This is a genomic window from Micromonospora citrea (assembly GCF_900090315.1).
GTDB classification, from domain to species: Bacteria; Actinomycetota; Actinomycetes; order Mycobacteriales; family Micromonosporaceae; genus Micromonospora; species Micromonospora citrea.
In genome coordinates this window covers 4,052,837-4,070,205 of sequence record NZ_FMHZ01000002.1, presented here as the reverse complement: position 1 = coordinate 4,070,205, position 17,369 = coordinate 4,052,837, and the positions used below count along the sequence as shown (strand labels likewise).

The window sequence follows — 17,369 nt, the reverse complement described above, 5'->3', positions numbered from 1 at the left end:
GCTCAGCTGAAGAGCGGGCGGACCAGGAAGTACATCAGGGCGCCGATCGAGCCGGCGGCCGGGAAGGTGAGGATCCACGCCCCGACGATGTTGCCGGCCACGCCCCACCGCACGGCGGAGAGCCGCTTGGTGGCGCCGACACCCATGATCGCCGAGGTGATCGTGTGGGTGGTCGAGATCGGGGCACCGAGGACCAGCGCGTTGAAGTAGAGCACGCCGCTGGCGACGGTCTCGGCGGCGAAGCCCTCCGGCGGCTTCAGGTCGATGATCTTCCGGCCCAGCGTCCGGATGATCCGCCACCCACCGGCGTACGTGCCGGCGGCCAGCACGGCCGCCGAGGTCCAGAACGCCCACTCCGGGATGAAGCCCGGGTCGTCCTGGTAGCCGCCGACGTAGAGGGCGAGCACCACGATGCCGATGGTCTTCGCGGCGTCCTGCATGCCGTGGCCGACGGACATGGCGGCGGCCGACGCGGTCTGCGCCCAGCGGAAGCCCCGGTTGAGCTTGCCCGGGTGCCCCTTCCGGAAGATCCACTGCACGGCGATCATGACGATGTACCCGAGCACGAAGCCGACCATCGGCGAGAGCACCATCGGGATGATCACGCTCTCCCCGATGCCGGTCCACAGGACCGTGCCGGACGCGGCGACGGTCGAGCCGACCAGGCCGCCGATCAGCGCGTGCGACGAGGACGACGGCAGGCCGAAGTACCAGGTGACCAGGTTCCACACGATCGCGCCGATCACGCCCGCGAAGACGATGCCGAGGCTGGCCTGCCCGGTGGGTAGCTTCACCAGGCCGCTGCCGACGGTCTTGGCCACCTCGGCGCCGAAGTGGGCGCCGATGAAGTTGCCGACGGCCGCCATGGCCAGGGCCACCCGGGGTGTCAGCGCCCGGGTGGAGATGCTGGTCGCGATCGCGTTGGCGGCGTCGTGGAAGCCGTTGGTGTAGTCGAACGCCAACGCCACCGCGATCACCGCCAGCACGGCGATGAGTTCGGGACTCACAGGATCAGGACTCCTTGACCGCGATGGTCTCGACGGTGTTGGCCACGTGCTCGAAGGAGTCGCAGGCCGCCTCCAGCTCGTCGGCGACCTCCTTCATCTTGAGCACGGTCAGCGCGTCGTACTCGCCGGAGAAGAGGCGGACCAGCAGCATCCGGTACGCCTGGTCGCCCTCGTTCTCCAGGCGGTTGCACTCGATCCAGTAGTCCTCGAGGTCCTTCATCGACTTCAGCCGCGGCATCGCGTCGGCCGTCAGCTTCGCCTGCGCGTCGAGGACGTTGATCAGCTCGTGCATCTCCCGGGGCAGCGACGGGATCTTCGTCAGCCCGTAGAGGTAGAGCAGGTTGCCGACCGCTTCGAGGTGGTCCATCACGTCGTCGAGCAGCGAGCCGAGGCGGTAGATGTCCTCGCGGTCGAACGGCGTGATGAAGGTGGAGTTGATCTTCTTGTAGAGCTCGTGGGTGATCTGGTCGCTGTCGTGCTCCACCTCGGTGAGCCGCTCGCTGACCGACTGCACCTCGACTCCGGGGAGGGCCAGCTCGTTGAGCAGTTCGGTGCCCTTCACCAGGTTCTGCGCGGCCCTGGTGAAGAGCTCGTAGAAGGCGCCCTCGTTCGGGCGGAAGGAAAACTTCACAGCACGGACCTCGTCGTGTCGGTGGAAGGGTGGCGGCCGCCCGGAGGGGTGCCCGCCTGGGAATGCTAGGAAACGGCAGAACCGCGAATTCGGCGGCCTCCCCCTGGTCGGGCCACATTCACCGGTCGTTCACCTGCCGTTCACCTGCGGCGTTTCCCTCGGTTCCCAGCAGCCGCTCCCGTTCCCGCCGAACGTCGAAACCGGCAGGCGGATACCCCAGATCGAGAGTGTCGAACGTCTCCCTGAGCAGGTGTGCGACCGCCCAGTCGCGGTACCACTTGCGGTCCGCCGGCACCACGTGCCAGGGCGCGGCGTCCGTGCCGCAGCGGCCCATGGCCTCGGCGTACGCGGCCTGGTAGTCGGCCCAGCGGGCGCGGGCGTCGACGTCGGAGGGGTTGTACTTCCAGTGCTTGCGGGGGTCGGACAGCCGCTCCAGCAGCCGCCGCCCCTGCTCCGCGTACGAGATGTGCAGCATCACCTTGACCAGGGTCACCCCGGCGGCCGCCTGCTCCCGCTCGAACGCGTTGATCTCGTCGTACCGGGCCTGCCAGACCCGCTCCGGCACCAGCGAGTCTACGCGCGCGACCAGCACGTCCTCGTAGTGGGAGCGGTTGAAGACCCCCACGTACCCAGGCGGCGGGAGCGCCCGCCGGATCCGCCACAGGAAGTCGTGCCGCAGCTCCTCGGGGGTGGGCGGGCCGAACGAGCGGATGTGCAGGCCGAGCGGGTTCATGGCGCCCGCGACCCGCTTGATCGTGCCGTCCTTGCCGCCGCAGTCCATCGCCTGCAGCACGAGCAGCACGCGGTGCCCGGCGCCGCCGGCGGGGCCGCCCGCCGCCCGCGCCTGCGCGTCGGCGAACAGCATCTCCTGCTGCCGGCCCAGCTCCGCGCCGACCAGCTCGACCTGGCGGCGGGCCCAGTCCTTGCGCCGCTCGCCGGTCACCTCCGGCCCGGGCAGCCCGGGCGTCGACCCCGGGTCCACGGCCCCGAGATCCACCGTCCCACCCGGCGCGACCCGCAGCAACTCCCGCACGGTCCCGCCGACCGGCCCGACAACGCCCGCTTCGCCAGTCGCTCCCATCCCCGGATCATCACCCACCCCCGCCGGCACCGCCCGTCGAGCGGAGAATGGTGCGGGTACGGGCGGCGGGAGGTCCGGTGCGGGCCCTCGCGCCGAACACCGGCGCGGGGCCGCCCGCCGCCGGGCTCAGAGCACCAGGGCCAGCCACTTGCGGTACGACGTGGCGAACGGCTCGGTGCCGTCGCCGAGCGCGCCGAGGAGCCACCGCGCGGCGGCCTCGGCCTCGGCCACCACGTCGTCCGGGTAGCCGTAGCGGACCCGGTGCTCGGCGAACTCGTCCTCGTCGCGCAGCTCCACCGCACCGGTGGCCCGGCGGCGCACCACGTCCAGGTCCAGGTCGATCAGGTGGACGGTGTCGTCGTTCTCCCAGCGGGCCGGGCTGGCGATGTCGCAGTAGACCTCGCTGGTCCGCGGCGGCGGGTTGAACATGCCGGTCCACCAGCCCTGGTGCGGCACCAGGAGCACGAACGGGATCTGCTCGACCGACGGCCTGCCGTGGTAGACCGACTTCGTGCCCTCGGTCACGCCGAGCCAGACGCCGAGGTCGTCCTCGGCGAGACGGCGGGCCGGGTAGTCGCGGTGGGCGCTGCCGTCGTACTTGCGGTAGATCACGCGGACCACGTCGCTCGGCATGAGTCGCACCCTAGCCGATTCCGCCCATCCGTCGCCGCACGGCGGTAACCGGACCGGGGCCACGGGAATCCGTTCCGTGACGACGCCACGCCCGGATCCGCGCGGCCGGTGTCGGCGCCGACGGGTACCGTCGCACGGTGACTCCGCGCCTCGCCACCGGTTCCGCCGCCCCCTCGCCCCGCACCGGAAGCCGGCGGCGCGGCGCCCGGCCGAGCGGGGCCGAGCTGCTCGCCGCCGCGGTCGGCGCGGTGCCGGGCGGTGCCGCGCGCCCCGGCCAGCAGCAGATGGCGACCGCGATCGAGGAGTGCGTGCAGGCGCGCGAGCACCTGCTCGTGCAGGCCGGCACGGGCACCGGCAAGTCGCTGGCCTACCTCACCCCGGCACTGACCGTGGACGGCCCGGTGGTGGTCTCGACGGCCACCCTGGCGTTGCAGTCCCAACTGGTCGACCACGACCTGCCGCGGCTCGCCGACGCCGTGGAGCCGGTGCTCGGCCGCCGGCCCACCTTCGCCGTCCTCAAGGGACGGCACCACTACCTCTGCCTGGCCCGGCTGGACAACTCGACGGAGGACGAGCCGGAGGACACCCTCTTCGACGCCCCGCCGCAGCGCCCGGGCGGCGGCACCCGATGGCTCGGCGAGGCGGGCCGGCTCGGCAAGCAGATCCAGCGGCTGCGCGACTGGGCGGAGAAGACCGACACCGGCGACCGCGACGAGCTGGACCCGGGCGTCGACGACCAGGCCTGGCGGCTGGTCTCCATGCCGGCGCGGGAGTGCGTCGGGGCGACCCGCTGCCCGTTCGGGGCGGAGTGCTTCGCCGAGGCGTCCCGCGCCCGGGCCCGCGAGGCGGACATCGTCGTCACCAACCACAGCCTGCTGGCCGTGGACATGCTCGCCGGCCGGCACATCGTGCCGCCGCACAAGCTGCTCATCGTTGACGAGGCGCACGAGCTGGCCGACCGGGTCTCCTCGGCCGCGCAGGCCGAGCTGGTGCCGGAGCTGATCGACCGCTCCGCGAAGCGGGCCCGCCCGCTGCTGCGCCCGGAGACCGCCGATTCGCTCACCGCGGCCGGCGACGCCCTGGCGGTCGGGCTGGCCGAGGCACCGGCCGGGCGGATCACCTCCGGCCTGCCGCCCGCGCTGCGCGAGGCGTGCACCCTGCTCGACGCGGCCACCCGGGCGGCGCTCGACGGCATCGGCGAGATCAAGGCCGACGACCCCGACCCGGTGCGCAAGCAGCAGGCCAAGGCGGTCCTCGACGAGCTCTCCACCACCGCCCAGCGGCTGCTGGAGGAGGCCGACCACGACGTGGCCTGGGTGGAGAAGAACGACAACTCCGGCCGTCGCGCGCTCGTGGTCGCGCCGCTGTCGGTCGCCGGCACCCTCGCCACCCACCTGTACGACGAGCGCACCGTGGTCGCCACCTCGGCGACCCTGACGTTGGGCGGCCGGTTCGACACGGTGGCGCGCGCCCTCGGGCTCGAAGCGCCCCCGGCCGACCCGCCGTCACCGGCCGCCGCCGCCCTGGCCGCCCGCTCCGCCGGCCGCACCGACCAGGCGGGCCGCACGGGGGACGCGCCGGCGGCCGAGGCCGGGCCGGCGACCGGCACACCGGGGGCGCCGGCGACCTCGGGGCCCGGGTGGCGTTCGCTCGACGTCGGCTCGCCGTTCGACTACGCGCGGCAGGGCATCCTCTACGTCGCCGCGCACCTGCCCCGGCCCAGCGTCTCCGGGCTGCCCGACGCGGCCGGCGAGGAGCTGCTCGCGCTGGTGACCGCGCTCGGCGGCCGTACGCTCGGCCTCTTCTCCTCCCGGCGGGCCGCGCAGCAGGCGGCGGAGCTGCTGCGCGCGCGGACCGACCTGCCCGTCCTGCTGCAGGGCGAGGAGGCGCTGCCGCTGCTGGTACGCCGGTTCCGGGAGGAGCGGGAGAGCTGCCTGTTCGGCGTGATGTCGCTGTGGCAGGGCGTCGACGTGCCCGGCGACTCCTGCCAGCTCGTGGTCATCGACCGGCTGCCGTTCCCCCGACCCGACGAGCCGCTCGCGGCGGCCCGGGCGGCGGCGGTGGACGCGGGCGGCGGGTCCGGTTTCGCCGCGGTCAGCGTGCCGATCGCGGCCGTCCGGCTGGCCCAGGGGGTGGGTCGCCTGATCCGGTCGACCGGCGACAAGGGCGTGGTAGCGGTGCTCGACTCACGCCTGGAGACGGCGCGCGGCTACGGGGCGTTCCTGCGCCGCTCGCTGCCGCCGTTCTGGTACACCACCCGGCCGGAGGTCGCCCGCGGCGCCCTCGAACGCCTCGCCAGGACCTGACCCGCCCGCCCGCGACGAATGTCCGCCCGGGCGAGCGCGTCCACGGTCCGCTCGGTCACCCTGCTGGGCGAGGGCGGCCGGCTGTTCCTCGACCGTGACCGCCGAGGATCCGACCACGGTGTACGCGGCGGGTGAGGGTCCGGGCCCTGCCAGTGCCCGGGATGGTCACGCACCGTCGAGCTGGCCGGCACCTTCCCGGCGCCGGCCGGTCCCGGCGTGACCCCCGCCGCCCACCCAGCGGCGCGAGGGTCAGTTCGGCCCGCGGTGGCCCGCCCCACCAACCGTTGGTGGGGCGCCCACACGGCGAGGATCCACAACACCCCGCCGGACACCGGTGAACGTTGGTGGACACGGCACGAGCTGGCGGCGATGAAGGCGCAGCCGCCCGGTCACCGACGTGCCGAGTGATCAGCGGCGGCGCAGCGCCGGCTCGAGCAGAGCGGGCGGGGTGTCGTTCTTCTCGTGGGCGGCGAGGTCGACGCCGGGAGCCACGATCGCGTCGATCGCGTCCAGCACGTCGGCCGAGAGCACCGTGTCCGCCGCGGCGAGCTGCGAGCGGAGGTGGTCCATCGTGCGGGGGCCGATGATCGCGCTGGTCACGCCCGGGTGCGCGGTGACGAAGCCGAGCGCGAGTTGGATCAAGCTGAGGCCAGCCTCGTCGGCAACTGTGGCGAGCCGCTCGACGGCGTCGAGCTTGGCGCGGTTGGCGGGGACACTGATGTCGTAGCGCTGCTGCATGAAGCGCGCGCGGTTCGTGCTGATCTCCTGGCCGGCACGGATCGCGCCGGACAGCCAGCCCGACGCCAGCGGGCTCCAGGCGAGCACGCCCATGCCGTACTCCTGCGTCGCGGGCAGCACGTGGGTCTCGATGCCGCGCTGCAGGATCGAGTAGTTCGGCTGCTCGGTCACGTAACGGCTCAGACGTCCCTCGCGGGCGGCCCACTGCGCCTGCACGATGCGGTAGGCCGGGAAGGTCGAGGAGCCGAAGTAGCGGATCTTTCCCGCGCGCTGCAGGTCCGTCAGCGCCGACAGCGTCTCGTCGTCGCTGGTCGTCGGATCCCAGCGGTGCATCTGGTACAGGTCGACGTGGTCGACGCCGAGGCGGCGCAGGCTGTTTTCCAGCGCGGTGACCAGCCAGCGGCGCGAGCCGCCCCGCTGGTTGCGCTCGTCGCCCATCGGCAGGGTCGCCTTGGTGGCCAGGACCACGTCGTCCCGGCGGCCGGCGATGGCCTTGCCGACCATCTCCTCGGACTGGCCGCCGCTGTAGGCGTCGGCGGTGTCGATGAGGTTGATCCCCGCCTCTAGCGCGCCGTCGACGATGGCGGTGGCTTCCTCCTGGGTGGTGTTGCCGATCCTGCCGAAGTTCATCGCGCCGAGTACGAGGGTGCTGACCTGCACACCAGTGCGGCCCAACGTGCGGTACTGCATGACTGTTCTCCTTGGGGACGTCCGGCGGTACCCGGTTTGGTGGTAGCCCGGCCGGTCAGTACGCTGGTCAAGCGGAACGTTGTTCCGATAACCAACATACGGAACGTCGTTCCGGATGCCAACTGGAGTGACGGAGGTAACCCGATTGGCCGACATCGACAGCGGCTCGGAGCAACCGGTCCCGCGCAAGCGGGCCGACGCCCGGCGCAACGAGAGGGCCCTGCTCGACGCTGCCGCCGCGGCGTTCGTCACCTCCGGCGTCGACGTGCCCGTGCGGGACATCGCCGTCAGGGCGGGCGTCGGCGTGGGCACGATCTACCGCCACTTTCCCACCCGAGCCGACCTCATCGTCGCCGTCTACCGGCACCAGATCGAGGCGTGCGCCGAGGCGGGGCCGGCCCTACTGGCCGGCAGCGACACACCGCACGCCGCCCTGGCGAAGTGGATCCACCTCTTCGTCGACTTCCTGGTCACCAAGCACGGTCTCGCCGCAGCGCTACAGTCCGACGACGCCGCCTTCCAGACCCTGCACGCCTACTTCCTCGACCGGCTCGTCCCGGTCTGCGACCAGCTTCTCGACGCCGCCGTCGCCGCCGACGAGATCCGCCCCGACGTGGACGCCTACGGGCTGCTGCGCGGCGTCGGCAATCTCTGCATCGGCGCGGGCAGCGATCCCCGTTACGACGCACGCCGCCTGGTCGACCTCCTCGTCGCCGGGCTTCGCGTCCGCTAGAAGGCGCGCTCCGGCGAACCGATGCTCAAGAGCCTAGGGGGCCTGCGAGGCGACGACGACCGCGTCGGGCGGGGTGTCCGGGACGGTGCGGGCGGCCAGCCGGCGGACGGCGGTGTTCAGCACGGCGATCAGCGGCACGGAGACGAGCGCGCCGGTGATCCCGGCGAGCACCACGCCGGCCGCGATCCCGATGATCACCGCGAGCGGGTGGATGGCCACCGCGCGGCCCATGATCAGCGGCTGGAGGAGGTGCCCCTCGACCTGCTGCACCCCGATCACCACGCCGAGGATGATCAGCGCGGTCACCGGGCCGCTGTCGACCAGGGCGACCAGGACCGCGACGCCACCCGACAGGGTGGCGCCGACGATCGGGATGAACGCCCCGAGGAAGACCAGCGCCGCGAGCGGGAAGGCGAACGGGATGTCGAAGACGACGAGGAAGATGCCGATGCCGACCGCGTCGATGAAGGCGACCAGCACGGTGGCCCGGACGTAGGCGACGAGCGTCGACCAGGACGCCCGGCCGGCGTCGTCGACCTTCCAGCGGGCGGCCACCGGCAGCAGCCGGACCAGGAAACGCCAGATCTTGTTGCCGTCCCGCAGGAAGAAGAAGGTCGCGAAGAGCACCAGCAGGGTGCCGGTCAGCACCTCGGCCAACGTGGCGGCGGTGGACAGGGCGCCGCTGGTGAACCGCTCGGTGTTGTTGTTGATCCAGTCCTGACCCTCTTCGATGTAGCGGTCGAGCTGGCCGTCGGAGAGGTGCAGCGGGCCGGTCTTGAGCCAGTCCTGGATCTGGCGGACGCCCTCCGAGGACTTCTTGCTCAGCTCCGGCACGCCCTGGATGAACTCGTTCACCACCAGGGTCAGCGTGCCGACCACCGCGGCCAGGCCGCCGACCAGCACCACCGCGGTCGCCAGCGACCGGGGGAAGCGGGCCCGCAGCAGCCAGCCGACCGCCGGCGCGAGCAGCGCCGAGAGCAGCAGCGCTACCGCCAGCGGGATGACCACGATCTTGATCGTGCCGACGATCTTCAGCAGGGCCCAGGCGACCACGCCGATCACGATCAGCCGCCACGACCAGGCGGCGGCGATCCGCAGCGCGTGCGGCACGTCCGCGTCGTCGCGGCTGGAGGTGGAGTTGTGCATCGCCGCGGGCGGCTCCGCGCCGACCACGGTCGCGGACGGCGGCGCCACCGGGCCCGGGGACGTCGGCGAGGCCACGCCGGCCGGTCCGGGAGCGTCTGTCGGGTCCGTCCGGCGGGCGCGCACCGACTCACGGCTCGACTCGTACGCGCGACGCAGCCGTCCGCGTACCCGCTCGAAGCGGCTCAAGCGCACCTCCTGGCAAGAGAAACGACGCTGCCCGCCCGGAGGGCGGACAGGATACGTGCGACCACGCCACCGTATGGCAGTTCCGCCACCCAATGCCCCCCGCCCCCGAGGCCCAACCGCTCATGGCCGGCCGACCGGGACACGGTAGCGTTTCCGGCGTGACCGCCGACAAGAATCTCGACTCCGGCCTGCCGATCCGTCTGCTGCACGACCGCGTGCTGGTACGGATGGAGGGGAGCGAGGGTGAGCGCCGCTCCACCGCCGGCATCGTGATCCCGGCGACCGCCGCCGTGGGCAAGCGCCTGGCCTGGGCCACCGCCGTCGGAGTGGGGCCGAACGTCCGCGCCATCGTCTCGGGGGACCGGGTCCTGTTCGACCCGGACGACCGCTCCGAGGTCGAGCTGCACGGCCGTGGGTACGTGCTGCTGCGCGAGCGGGACGTGCACGCCGTGGCCGCCGAACGCGTGGAGACCGACTCCACCGGCCTCTACCTCTGATTCCTCCCCGCCCGTCCCGCTCCGCGCGGCTGCGGGCGCCGGTGTCGTTTGCGCCGCTCCCGGCCGGGAAGCCAGCCGCACCACCGGCCCTGGGGAGGGACGATGCCGGTATTCGTGAAGAAGCTGCTGATCTGGGGAAGTGTCGCGTTCCTGATCTACTTCATGGCGTTCCGGCCGGAGGGCGCGGCCGAGATGTTCAAGGCGATCGGGGCGGGGCTGATGGCGATGGCGCAGGGCCTCGGTGACTTCCTCACCAGCCTGATGACCTGACGACCGGGCCGCCGGGCGGCGAGCCGCGCCGGACCGGGCGGGCGAGGGCACCCCCGCCGGCCACGACCGGGCGGGGCCGGCGTCAGCGGTGAGCGGGCGGCCAGGGCGCCGCGGGCCCCGGGCCGTGCCAGCCGGGCGGGCCGTAGCCGGCGGGCAGGACCGGCGGCGGGGCGAGCACCACCGGGATCGGCACCACCGGCTCGTCCGGCGCCTCGACCGCCCGCTGCGACCCGTCCGGGAACCGCAGGTGGTAGCGGTGCCCGTCCCAGATCCCGGCCGGCGCCTGCGGGTCCCTCCCCACGAAGAACGACCGGTAGGCGGTGATCGACTCCAGCAGCTCCCGTTCCTCCCGCGCCGCCCGTTCCCGGTCCACCGGCCTGCGGTCCAGGCCGCGCAGGGCGCCGTCGCGCAGCAGCGCCAGCCGGGTGGCCGCGTACTGGTAGCCGCGCATCGCCCGCAGGCCGGCGTCGCCGGCGACCCGCTTGGCCCACACCCGGGCCGCGTGCCGCCGCCCCAGGCTGCTCAGCGCCGCCACCTCGGGCGGGGTGAGCCAGCCGGCCCGGACGTAGTCCGGCAGGGTGCGCTCGGTGAGCCGCCCCTCCCAGGCCCGCAGCCACACGGCCAGCCCGACCATGCCGAAGAAGACGGGCACCATCACGCCGATGAAGCCGTACAGCATGATCAGCGTCTCGCCGGTGGCCTGGGTGAGCGTGGGCAGCAGGTTCCACAGGCCGTGCAGCATCATCGCCAGCAGCAGACCGGCGATCGGGGCGAGCACCCGCACCCGCCGGTCGGCGGCGCGCGCGGCGATGCCCAGGCCGACGCCGGTCATCGACGTGAACAGCGGGTGGGCGAAGCCGAAGAGCAGGATCCGGACGATGAAGATGGCGATGACCTGCTGGGTGCCGGTCGCCGGCCCGTACCGCTCGACGCCGGTGGCGTAGCCGTAGCCGCCCAGGTAGAGGATGTTCTCCACCATCGCGAAGCCGACCGCGGAGAGCCCGCAGTAGACCAGGGCGTCGGTGATCCCGGAGATCTCCCGCCGGCGGAAGATCAGCAGCAGGATCGGCCCGAGCGCCTTGGTCAGCTCCTCGATGAACGGCGCGACCAGCACCGCGGTCAGCGCGGTCGGCAGCCCCGCTTCCTCGAACAGGCCGGCGGAGAACTCGTTGACCGTCAGCGAGGCGGCGGTGGAGACGAACGCGCCCCACGCGAAACAGAAGATCAGGTACTTCAGCGGTTCCGGTTCGTAGCGGTCGAGCCAGAGGAAGCAGCCGACCAGCACCGGAACCGGCAGGATCGCGGCGACCACGCCGATCAGCAGCGCCTCGACGCCGAGGCTCTCGCCCAGCGTGAAGACCATGAACACCGCGCAGGCGGCGATCAGCAGGATGACCCCGGCCAGCACCAGGGCCCGCCCCCGGCTCACCCGGCGCAGCGGCATCCGGGAAGCGCCCGCGCCCGGCGGCGGGAAGGCGGGCGCGGTCGGCGACGGCGGCAGAGGTGCGCCGGGCGGGGTGTCGGCCATGCGGTCAGCGTAGTCACCCCGGCTCTTCCGGGCCGGTCGCATCCACGCGCTATGCTGCCGGCAGGTCACGAGCGCCAGCGTCAAGCCCCGGCTTGCTGGCCGGCAACCCTCGTCGAGGTTCGCGGTGGGGTGCCCCGGGTGATGACCGGGCCCGGCCCGATCCGCGCGCCGGGCAAGCGCGGACCCCGCCCGTGTGCCCACCCGGGGTCCCTGGACCCGGAGGTCGGCCGATGACCGTCACCCTCGTACCCCCACCGGCGCCGCACCCGGCGCGCGACGCGCGCCCGCTCGACGTGCTCGGCGTACCCGGCCAGGTCAACCTGGACTACGCGGCGACCGCGCCGTGCGCGCGGGCCGCGGCCGACGTGGTGGCCGAGCTGCTCCCGTGGTACGCCAGCGTGCACCGGGGCGCGGGAGCGCTGTCGCGGCGCTGCACCCTCGCCTACGAGCGCGCCCGGCAGACGGTCGGCGACTTCTTCGGCGCCCGGCCCGGCGACCACGTGGTCTTCACCCGCAACACCACCGACGCGCTGAACCTGCTGGCCCGGGCGCTGCCCGCCGGCACCACCGTGGTGACCTTCGGCGGGGAGCACCACGCCAACCTGCTGCCCTGGCCGCGCGCCTCGGTCCGGCTGCCGGTGCCGCGCGAGCCGGCCGAGGCGGTCCGCGCGCTGGCCGCCGCCCTCGCCGAGCTGCGCAGGCCGGGCGCGGGCCCCGGCGGCGACCGTCTCCCGCCCGTGCTGGTCGCGGTGACCGGGGCGAGCAACGTGACCGGCGAGCGCTGGCCGGTGGCGGAGCTGGCCCGGGTGGCCCGGCGGCACGGGGCCCGGATCGTGCTGGACGCCGCGCAGCTCGCCCCGCACGCCCCGGTGGACGTGGCAGCCCTCGACGTCGACTACCTCGCGGTCTCCGGCCACAAGCTGTACGCCCCGTTCGGCGCGGGCGTGCTCGTCGGGCGGGGCGACTGGCTGGACGCCGCCCCGCCGTACCTCGCCGGCGGGGGCGCCACCAGCCACGTCGGCGCGGCCACCCACGACGTGCGGTGGGCGACCGGGCCGGCCCGGCACGAGGCGGGCACGCCCAACCTGCTCGGCGCGGTCGCCCTCGCGGCGGTCTGCGCCGCCCTGGCCGCCGCCGACCGGGCCGCGCTGCACGACGCCGAGCAGGCCCTGCTGGCCCGGCTGCGGCGCGGCATGGCGGCCCTGCCGCGCGTGGTGGAGCTGCGCACCTTCGGGCCGGAGGCGCCCCGGGTGGGCATCGTGTCGTTCGTGGTCGCCGGACGGGACTCGGCCGACGTGGCGGCCGAGCTGGCCGGCGCCCACGACATCGGGGTGCGCGACGGCCTCTTCTGCGCCCATCCGCTGGCCCGCCGGCTGCTCGACGAGGCGGCGGCCCGCAGCGGCCGGCGGGACCTGCCGCCGACCGCCCTGCGTGCCAGCATCGGCCTGGGCAGCACCACGGAGCACGTGGACCGGCTGCTCGCCGCCCTCGCCGCGCTGGCCTGAGCGTCCCGGGAGGGCGAGGGCGGCAGCACCACGGTCAGCCGAGCGGGGGTGTGGCGGGCTGCTTGGGGCCGGTGTCCGGCTCGGCGGGGCCGCTCGGCCGCTCCTGGTCGCCGAAGGACTGCCGGACCAGGCGGTTCGCCTCCTCCTGGCTGATCCCGGAGGCCACCATCAGGTCGCTGGCCGTGGTGCGCACCTGCGCGATCACCACGCTCCCCGAGAAGCCGACCCCCTCGGCGTACGCCCGACCGGCCTCGCTGACCGCGCGCAGCGCCCGCTCCCGCGCCTGCTCGGGTTCCTCGCCGACGGCGAACTCGTGCTTGAGCGTGCGTACCGACTCGGCGAGGTGGGCCACCGCGTCCGGCATCGGCTCCGGGACGGGTTCCTCGTCCTCGATCAGGGTGACGGCGCGCCGGATCAGCGTGCCCGCGTTGCGCATCGCCCGGTCGATCGGCTCGCTGGCCTCGGCGTAGTGGGTGAGTTCGTCGCGCCGGTGCCACCGGGCGGGCGAGAGGATGGCGGTCTCCTTCGCGCCCTCGATCGCCTCGGAGAACGCGGTCAGCTCCTCCTGGTTGTTCCGCAGCCGGTCCAGCGCCCGCTGCGCCTTGTCCCGGTCGCGCTCCCGCAGGGCCTCCGCGGCCGTGTCGAGCTGCCCGGCGAGCAGGTCCAGCGCCGGCCGGGCGGCCCGGTTGATCACCCGTAACGGATTGAGCGGCAGCAGGATCGAGGTGACCAGCAACGCGATCCCGCCGCCGACGAACGCGTCGACGAACCGGGGAATCTCCAGGTTCTCGGTCTTCGGACTCAGCGTGACGATCAGCACGGCCGTCGCCGCCGCCTGGATGACGATGGACACGCTGGCGCCGGCGAAGACGGTCAGCACGATCGCCGCGGTCACCACGAGGCCGAGCTGCCACGCACCGGTGCCGACCAGGTAGATGAGGAAGTCGCCGACGGCGACGCCGACGGCCACCCCGGCGATCAGCTCGACGGTGCGCCGGAGCCGCTGCCCGACCGACGCGGCGAGGGTGCCGACCGCGGAGATCGGGGCGAAGACCGGCTCCGGGTTGCCGAGCAGTTCGTGCGCCGCCAGCCAGGACAGCCCGGCCGCGAGACCGGCCTGCACCGCCAGGCCCCCCGCCATCCGCACCCGGTGCAGCCGGTCCTGCAGGGTCGCCCTGCCCCGGTGCCGCAATTTCTCCATCGCGTCGGCGATGCGGGCCCCGTCGACGTCCACCCCGCCGTCGCGGCGGATGGCGCGCCGCACCCGCGAGTCACGACGGTCCCGGGCCACGGCCATGGCCGGGACTACCCGCGCCACACCGGCTGAATCCTCGCCGGTGGCGGCGGTGCGGCAGACTCGACCGCGTGGCTGACCTTCTCGACCGGTGGCGGGCCGCGGCCCGGGGCGCCGGGGCGACCGACGCGGCGGAGCGGGACCGGGTCGGCGCCGAGCTGCTGGCCCGCTGGCGGGAGCCCCACCGGCACCACCACACCGTCGCCCACCTGACCGCCGTCCTCGACGTGGTCGACGCGCACGCCCCGGCCGCCGCGCGACCGGACCTGGTACGGCTCGCGGCCTGGTGTCACGACGCGGTCTACGATCCGCGCGCCGCGGGCGACGCCAACGAGCGGGACAGCGCGGCGCTCGCCGACGCCCTGCTCACCCGGTCGGGGCTGCCGGCCGACGCCGTGGCCGAGGTGCGCCGGCTGGTGCTGCTCACCGCCGGGCACGCCGTCGAGCCGGGCGACGCCGACGGGGCGCTGCTCTGCGACGCCGACCTCGCCGTCCTGGCCGCGCCGCCCGAGGCGTACGACCGCTACGCCGCCGCGATCCGCCGGGAGTACGCGCACGTGCCGGACGCGGCCTTCCGGGCCGGCCGCGCGCTGGTGCTCGAAGGTCTGCTCGCCCTGCCGGCGCTGTTCCGGCTGCCGCCGCTGGCCGCGCGCTGGGAGGCACCCGCCCGCGCCAACCTCGCCCGCGAGCTCACCGCCCTCCGCTGAACCGCGCGGCCCCTGCGCGTGCGGCGGTCGCGCGGTCACGACCCCGGCGGGGGCGGCGGATCACCGCGCGGGCAGCACAGGATCGCGGGCCGGACTGCTCGCGGCGGGGGTGGAGGTTCGTGGCGGGCGCGGACGGGCGAGGTGCTTGGGGCGGCGCAGGCCGGCCTGCCGGAGCAGGCGCACCAGTTCGCGGCTCGGCACCACCCGGGCGCCCAACCAGACCGCCATGGCGAAGCGGTCGGCGGGGATGTCGTAGTGGTCCCGGTCGAAGCCCCGGCGGGGCACCCCCAGCGCCTCGGCGAAGACGTGCAGCTCGGCGTGGGAGACGTCGCTGATCAGGTGGGACCAGAGCCGCCCCCGCCACGGCCAGGCGGGCCGGTCCAGATAGAGCATGCGGGCCAAGCTACCCGGCGCGAGAGCCGGTTGTCGGCCGCGCGCGGCCGACCGTAGCCTCGGCGGCATGGCCACATCCCCCCTCCTCGACGACCTGCGGGCGGCGCTCGGCGACGACGCCGTGCTGACCGACCCGGACCTGCTGCGGATGCACGAGCGGGACGAGGCCGACCTCTGCGCCGCCGGCACGCCCCTGGTGGTGGTCCGCCCTCGCGACACCGGGCAGGTGTCCGCCGTGCTGCGGGCGGCCAGCCGGCACGGCGTGCCCGTGGTGCCGCAGGGGGCGCGGACGGGGCTGGCCGGGGCGGCCAACGCCGTCGAGGGCGCGGTGGTGCTGAGCACCGTGGCGATGGACGCGATCCTGGAGATCGACCCGGTGAGCCGGATCGCCGTGGTGCAGCCCGGCGTGGTCAACGCGACGCTCGCCGCCGCCGTGGCGAAGCAGGGGCTCTGGTATCCGCCCGACCCCGGGTCGTGGGAGTCCTCCACGATCGGCGGCAACGTCGCCACCAACGCCGGCGGCATGTGCTGCGTCAAGTACGGGGTCACCACCGAGTACGTGCTCGGCCTGGAGGTGGTGCTCGCCTCCGGCGAGGTGCTGCGCACCGGCCGGCGGACGGCCAAGGGGGTCGCGGGCTACGACCTCACCAGCCTCTTCGTCGGCTCCGAGGGCACCCTCGGCGTGATCACCGAAGTGACCGTCGCGCTGCGCCCCGCCCCGGCGGAGTCGCTGACCATGGTGGCGGTCTTCCCGTTCACCGCGGCGGCCGGCGCGGCCGTCGCCGAGATCGCCGCCCGGGGCCTCTCCCCCAGCCTGCTGGAGCTGCTGGACCGCACCCACCTGCGGGCGATCGAGGCGTACCGGCCGATGGGCCTGCGGACGGACGCCGAGGCGCTGCTGCTGGCGGCCGCCGACACCGGCTCGCGGGCGGCCGACGACCTGGCCGGGCTCGCCGCCGTCTGCGAGGCGGCCGGCGCCGACGAGGTCTACGCGGCCACCGACGCCGTGGAGGCGGCGGCCCTGTTGCAGGCCCGCCGGCTCGCCCACCCGGCGATGGAGAAGTTCGCCGCGGACGCCTGGCCGGGCGGCAACGGCGGCCTGGTCATCGACGACGTGGCCGTGCCCCGGGGCGCGCTGGCGGCGCTGCTCGACGGGGTGGCGCGGATCGCGGCGGAGTGCGACGTGCCCATCGGCGTCGTCGGCCACGCCGGCGACGGCAACATGCACCCGAACATCGTGGTGGACCGGGCCGACCCGGCGAGCCTCGAACGCGGCCGGCGCGCCTTCGACGAGATCATGCGGCTCGGCCTGGAACTGGGCGGGACGTGCACCGGCGAGCACGGCGTGGGCCTGCTCAAGCGGGACTGGCTGGCCCGCGAGATCGGCCCGGTGGGCGTCCGGACGCACCAGGCGATCAAGGCCGCGCTGGACCCGACCGGCCTGCTCAACCCCGGCAAGGTCCTCTGACCGGCCCCTGCGCCCCGGTCAGTCGGTGATCTCGGCCGGGGTGGCCTGGGTGAGCAGCAGCAGGATCTCGTTGGCGATCGGCGGGCGCTCCTCGCCGGGGCAGTCCTGCGACGTGATCAGGCCGGCGGAGGTCAGCAGGCTGGAGGTCAGCGAGCCGATGCAGGTGACCTGGTAGGCCCGCGCCTGGTCGGTCTCTCTCGCCAGCCCCGGGTCGGCCAGCAGCCCCTGGAGCCGGGAGACCTGCTCCGGGTCGAGCGTGCCGGTCGACGTCACCCCGTCGCCGGCGCAGTCGACGCACTCCCACCGGCCGTCCGAGTCCACGTTCAGGGCGCGCAGCCGGCCCTCCGCGCCGACCCTCTGCAGCAGCCTGACCTTGCCCTTCTCGGCGGTCGCCGCGCCGAGCGGGCCCGGCTGCGGCCCTGCTCCGGCCGGGCGCGCCCCGGGCTCGTCGTCGGCGGTCCCGGGCAGGGAGCAGCCGGCGAGGGCGGCGACCAGCAGCGCGGCTGCGACGGACAGGGAAACCGGACGCGACCGGGGAGCGGATGGCACGAGCCGG

Annotated in this window: 17 protein-coding genes and 1 riboswitch; of the genes, 7 read left to right on the top strand and 10 right to left on the bottom strand. The window is 74.4% G+C overall.

Annotation, left to right across the window (positions count from 1 at the left end; genetic code table 11):
- Positions 1-2 precede the first annotated feature (2 nt).
- The 4 genes from GA0070606_RS18650 to GA0070606_RS18635 form a co-directional block, all read right to left on the bottom strand.
- Complete coding sequence (locus GA0070606_RS18650; RefSeq protein WP_091101973.1) at positions 3-1,007, bottom strand: inorganic phosphate transporter; 1,005 nt, start codon at positions 1,005-1,007, stop codon at positions 3-5.
- A 4-nt stretch (positions 1,008-1,011) separates the two neighbouring features.
- A complete protein-coding gene (locus GA0070606_RS18645) occupies positions 1,012-1,638 on the bottom strand; it encodes a DUF47 domain-containing protein (protein WP_091101968.1) in 627 nt (208 codons plus the stop codon).
- Positions 1,639-1,756: 118 nt separating this feature from the next.
- The gene (locus GA0070606_RS18640; protein WP_091101965.1) at positions 1,757-2,719 is read right to left on the bottom strand and encodes a PPK2 family polyphosphate kinase; all 963 of its coding nucleotides are present in this window, start codon (positions 2,717-2,719) and stop codon (positions 1,757-1,759) included.
- Between the two features lie 126 nt (positions 2,720-2,845).
- Positions 2,846-3,352 carry a DUF402 domain-containing protein gene (locus tag GA0070606_RS18635; RefSeq protein WP_091101962.1) on the bottom strand — a complete coding sequence of 169 codons (507 nt, stop codon included), beginning with the start codon at positions 3,350-3,352 and terminating at the stop codon, positions 2,846-2,848.
- Positions 3,353-3,489: 137 nt separating this feature from the next.
- On the opposite strand from GA0070606_RS18635, the gene GA0070606_RS18630 reads away from it, so the two are divergent.
- A complete protein-coding gene (locus GA0070606_RS18630) occupies positions 3,490-5,658 on the top strand; it encodes an ATP-dependent DNA helicase (RefSeq protein WP_091101958.1) in 2,169 nt (722 codons plus the stop codon).
- 408 nt (positions 5,659-6,066) lie between these two features.
- Here the strand turns inward: GA0070606_RS18630 and GA0070606_RS18625 are convergent, their stop codons facing one another.
- Entirely contained in the window at positions 6,067-7,086 is a 1,020-nt protein-coding gene (locus GA0070606_RS18625; RefSeq protein WP_091101955.1) for an aldo/keto reductase, read from the bottom strand.
- Positions 7,087-7,231: 145 nt separating this feature from the next.
- On the opposite strand from GA0070606_RS18625, the gene GA0070606_RS18620 reads away from it, so the two are divergent.
- Entirely contained in the window at positions 7,232-7,819 is a 588-nt protein-coding gene (locus tag GA0070606_RS18620) for a TetR/AcrR family transcriptional regulator (RefSeq protein WP_425413058.1), read from the top strand.
- Positions 7,820-7,852: 33 nt separating this feature from the next.
- Here the strand turns inward: GA0070606_RS18620 and GA0070606_RS18615 are convergent, their stop codons facing one another.
- Positions 7,853-9,151, bottom strand: a complete 1,299-nt coding sequence (locus tag GA0070606_RS18615; RefSeq protein WP_245724736.1) for an AI-2E family transporter — start codon at positions 9,149-9,151, stop codon at positions 7,853-7,855.
- A 158-nt stretch (positions 9,152-9,309) separates the two neighbouring features.
- Between GA0070606_RS18615 and GA0070606_RS18610 the strand changes: the two genes are divergently transcribed.
- Complete coding sequence (locus GA0070606_RS18610; RefSeq protein ID WP_091101945.1) at positions 9,310-9,648, top strand: GroES family chaperonin; 339 nt, start codon at positions 9,310-9,312, stop codon at positions 9,646-9,648.
- 102 nt (positions 9,649-9,750) lie between these two features.
- Positions 9,751-9,918 (top strand): hypothetical protein, encoded by a 168-nt coding sequence (locus GA0070606_RS32610; protein ID WP_176737359.1) that lies wholly within the window; start codon positions 9,751-9,753, stop codon positions 9,916-9,918.
- A gap of 82 nt (positions 9,919-10,000) precedes the next feature.
- Here the strand turns inward: GA0070606_RS32610 and GA0070606_RS18605 are convergent, their stop codons facing one another.
- Complete coding sequence (locus GA0070606_RS18605) at positions 10,001-11,446, bottom strand: PrsW family intramembrane metalloprotease (protein WP_176737358.1); 1,446 nt, start codon at positions 11,444-11,446, stop codon at positions 10,001-10,003.
- A 63-nt stretch (positions 11,447-11,509) separates the two neighbouring features.
- Positions 11,510-11,631: riboswitch (SAM riboswitch) on the top strand.
- Positions 11,632-11,676: 45 nt separating this feature from the next.
- Here GA0070606_RS18605 and GA0070606_RS18600 point away from each other — a divergent pair.
- Positions 11,677-12,951 (top strand): aminotransferase class V-fold PLP-dependent enzyme, encoded by a 1,275-nt coding sequence (locus tag GA0070606_RS18600; protein ID WP_091101942.1) that lies wholly within the window; start codon positions 11,677-11,679, stop codon positions 12,949-12,951.
- Positions 12,952-12,985: 34 nt separating this feature from the next.
- Here GA0070606_RS18600 and GA0070606_RS18595 read toward each other — a convergent pair whose 3' ends face one another.
- Positions 12,986-14,185, bottom strand: coding sequence for an FUSC family protein (locus GA0070606_RS18595; RefSeq protein WP_245724967.1), 1,200 nt, complete (start codon positions 14,183-14,185; stop codon positions 12,986-12,988).
- 131 nt (positions 14,186-14,316) lie between these two features.
- On the opposite strand from GA0070606_RS18595, the gene GA0070606_RS18590 reads away from it, so the two are divergent.
- Positions 14,317-14,952 (top strand): HD domain-containing protein, encoded by a 636-nt coding sequence (locus GA0070606_RS18590; RefSeq protein ID WP_091101936.1) that lies wholly within the window; start codon positions 14,317-14,319, stop codon positions 14,950-14,952.
- Positions 14,953-15,012: 60 nt separating this feature from the next.
- On the opposite strand, the gene GA0070606_RS18585 is transcribed toward GA0070606_RS18590, so the two are convergent.
- Positions 15,013-15,345: a DUF4031 domain-containing protein gene (locus GA0070606_RS18585; RefSeq protein ID WP_091101932.1), complete on the bottom strand. Its 333-nt coding sequence runs from the start codon at positions 15,343-15,345 to the stop codon at positions 15,013-15,015.
- A gap of 67 nt (positions 15,346-15,412) precedes the next feature.
- On the opposite strand from GA0070606_RS18585, the gene GA0070606_RS18580 reads away from it, so the two are divergent.
- On the top strand, positions 15,413-16,813 hold the full coding sequence (locus GA0070606_RS18580) for an FAD-binding oxidoreductase (protein WP_091101929.1): 1,401 nt from the start codon (positions 15,413-15,415) through the stop codon (positions 16,811-16,813).
- Positions 16,814-16,831: 18 nt separating this feature from the next.
- On the opposite strand, the gene GA0070606_RS18575 is transcribed toward GA0070606_RS18580, so the two are convergent.
- A complete protein-coding gene (locus GA0070606_RS18575; RefSeq protein ID WP_091101926.1) occupies positions 16,832-17,362 on the bottom strand; it encodes a hypothetical protein in 531 nt (176 codons plus the stop codon).
- Positions 17,363-17,369 lie beyond the last annotated feature (7 nt).

Bases quoted from the DNA above. Each gene is read 5' to 3' on its own strand.
- GA0070606_RS18640 (WP_091101965.1), bottom strand. From the start codon at position 2,719: ATGGGAGCGACTGGCGAAGCGGGCGTTGTCGGGCCGGTCGGCGGGACC.
- GA0070606_RS18635 (WP_091101962.1), bottom strand. From the start codon at position 3,352: ATGCCGAGCGACGTGGTCCGCGTGATCTACCGCAAGTACGACGGCAGC.
- GA0070606_RS18625 (WP_091101955.1), bottom strand. From the start codon at position 7,086: ATGCAGTACCGCACGTTGGGCCGCACTGGTGTGCAGGTCAGCACCCTC.
- GA0070606_RS32610 (WP_176737359.1), top strand. From the start codon at position 9,751: ATGCCGGTATTCGTGAAGAAGCTGCTGATCTGGGGAAGTGTCGCGTTC.
- GA0070606_RS18605 (WP_176737358.1), bottom strand. From the start codon at position 11,446: ATGGCCGACACCCCGCCCGGCGCACCTCTGCCGCCGTCGCCGACCGCG.
- GA0070606_RS18600 (WP_091101942.1), top strand. From the start codon at position 11,677: ATGACCGTCACCCTCGTACCCCCACCGGCGCCGCACCCGGCGCGCGAC.
- GA0070606_RS18585 (WP_091101932.1), bottom strand. From the start codon at position 15,345: ATGCTCTATCTGGACCGGCCCGCCTGGCCGTGGCGGGGGCGGCTCTGG.
- GA0070606_RS18580 (WP_091101929.1), top strand. From the start codon at position 15,413: ATGGCCACATCCCCCCTCCTCGACGACCTGCGGGCGGCGCTCGGCGAC.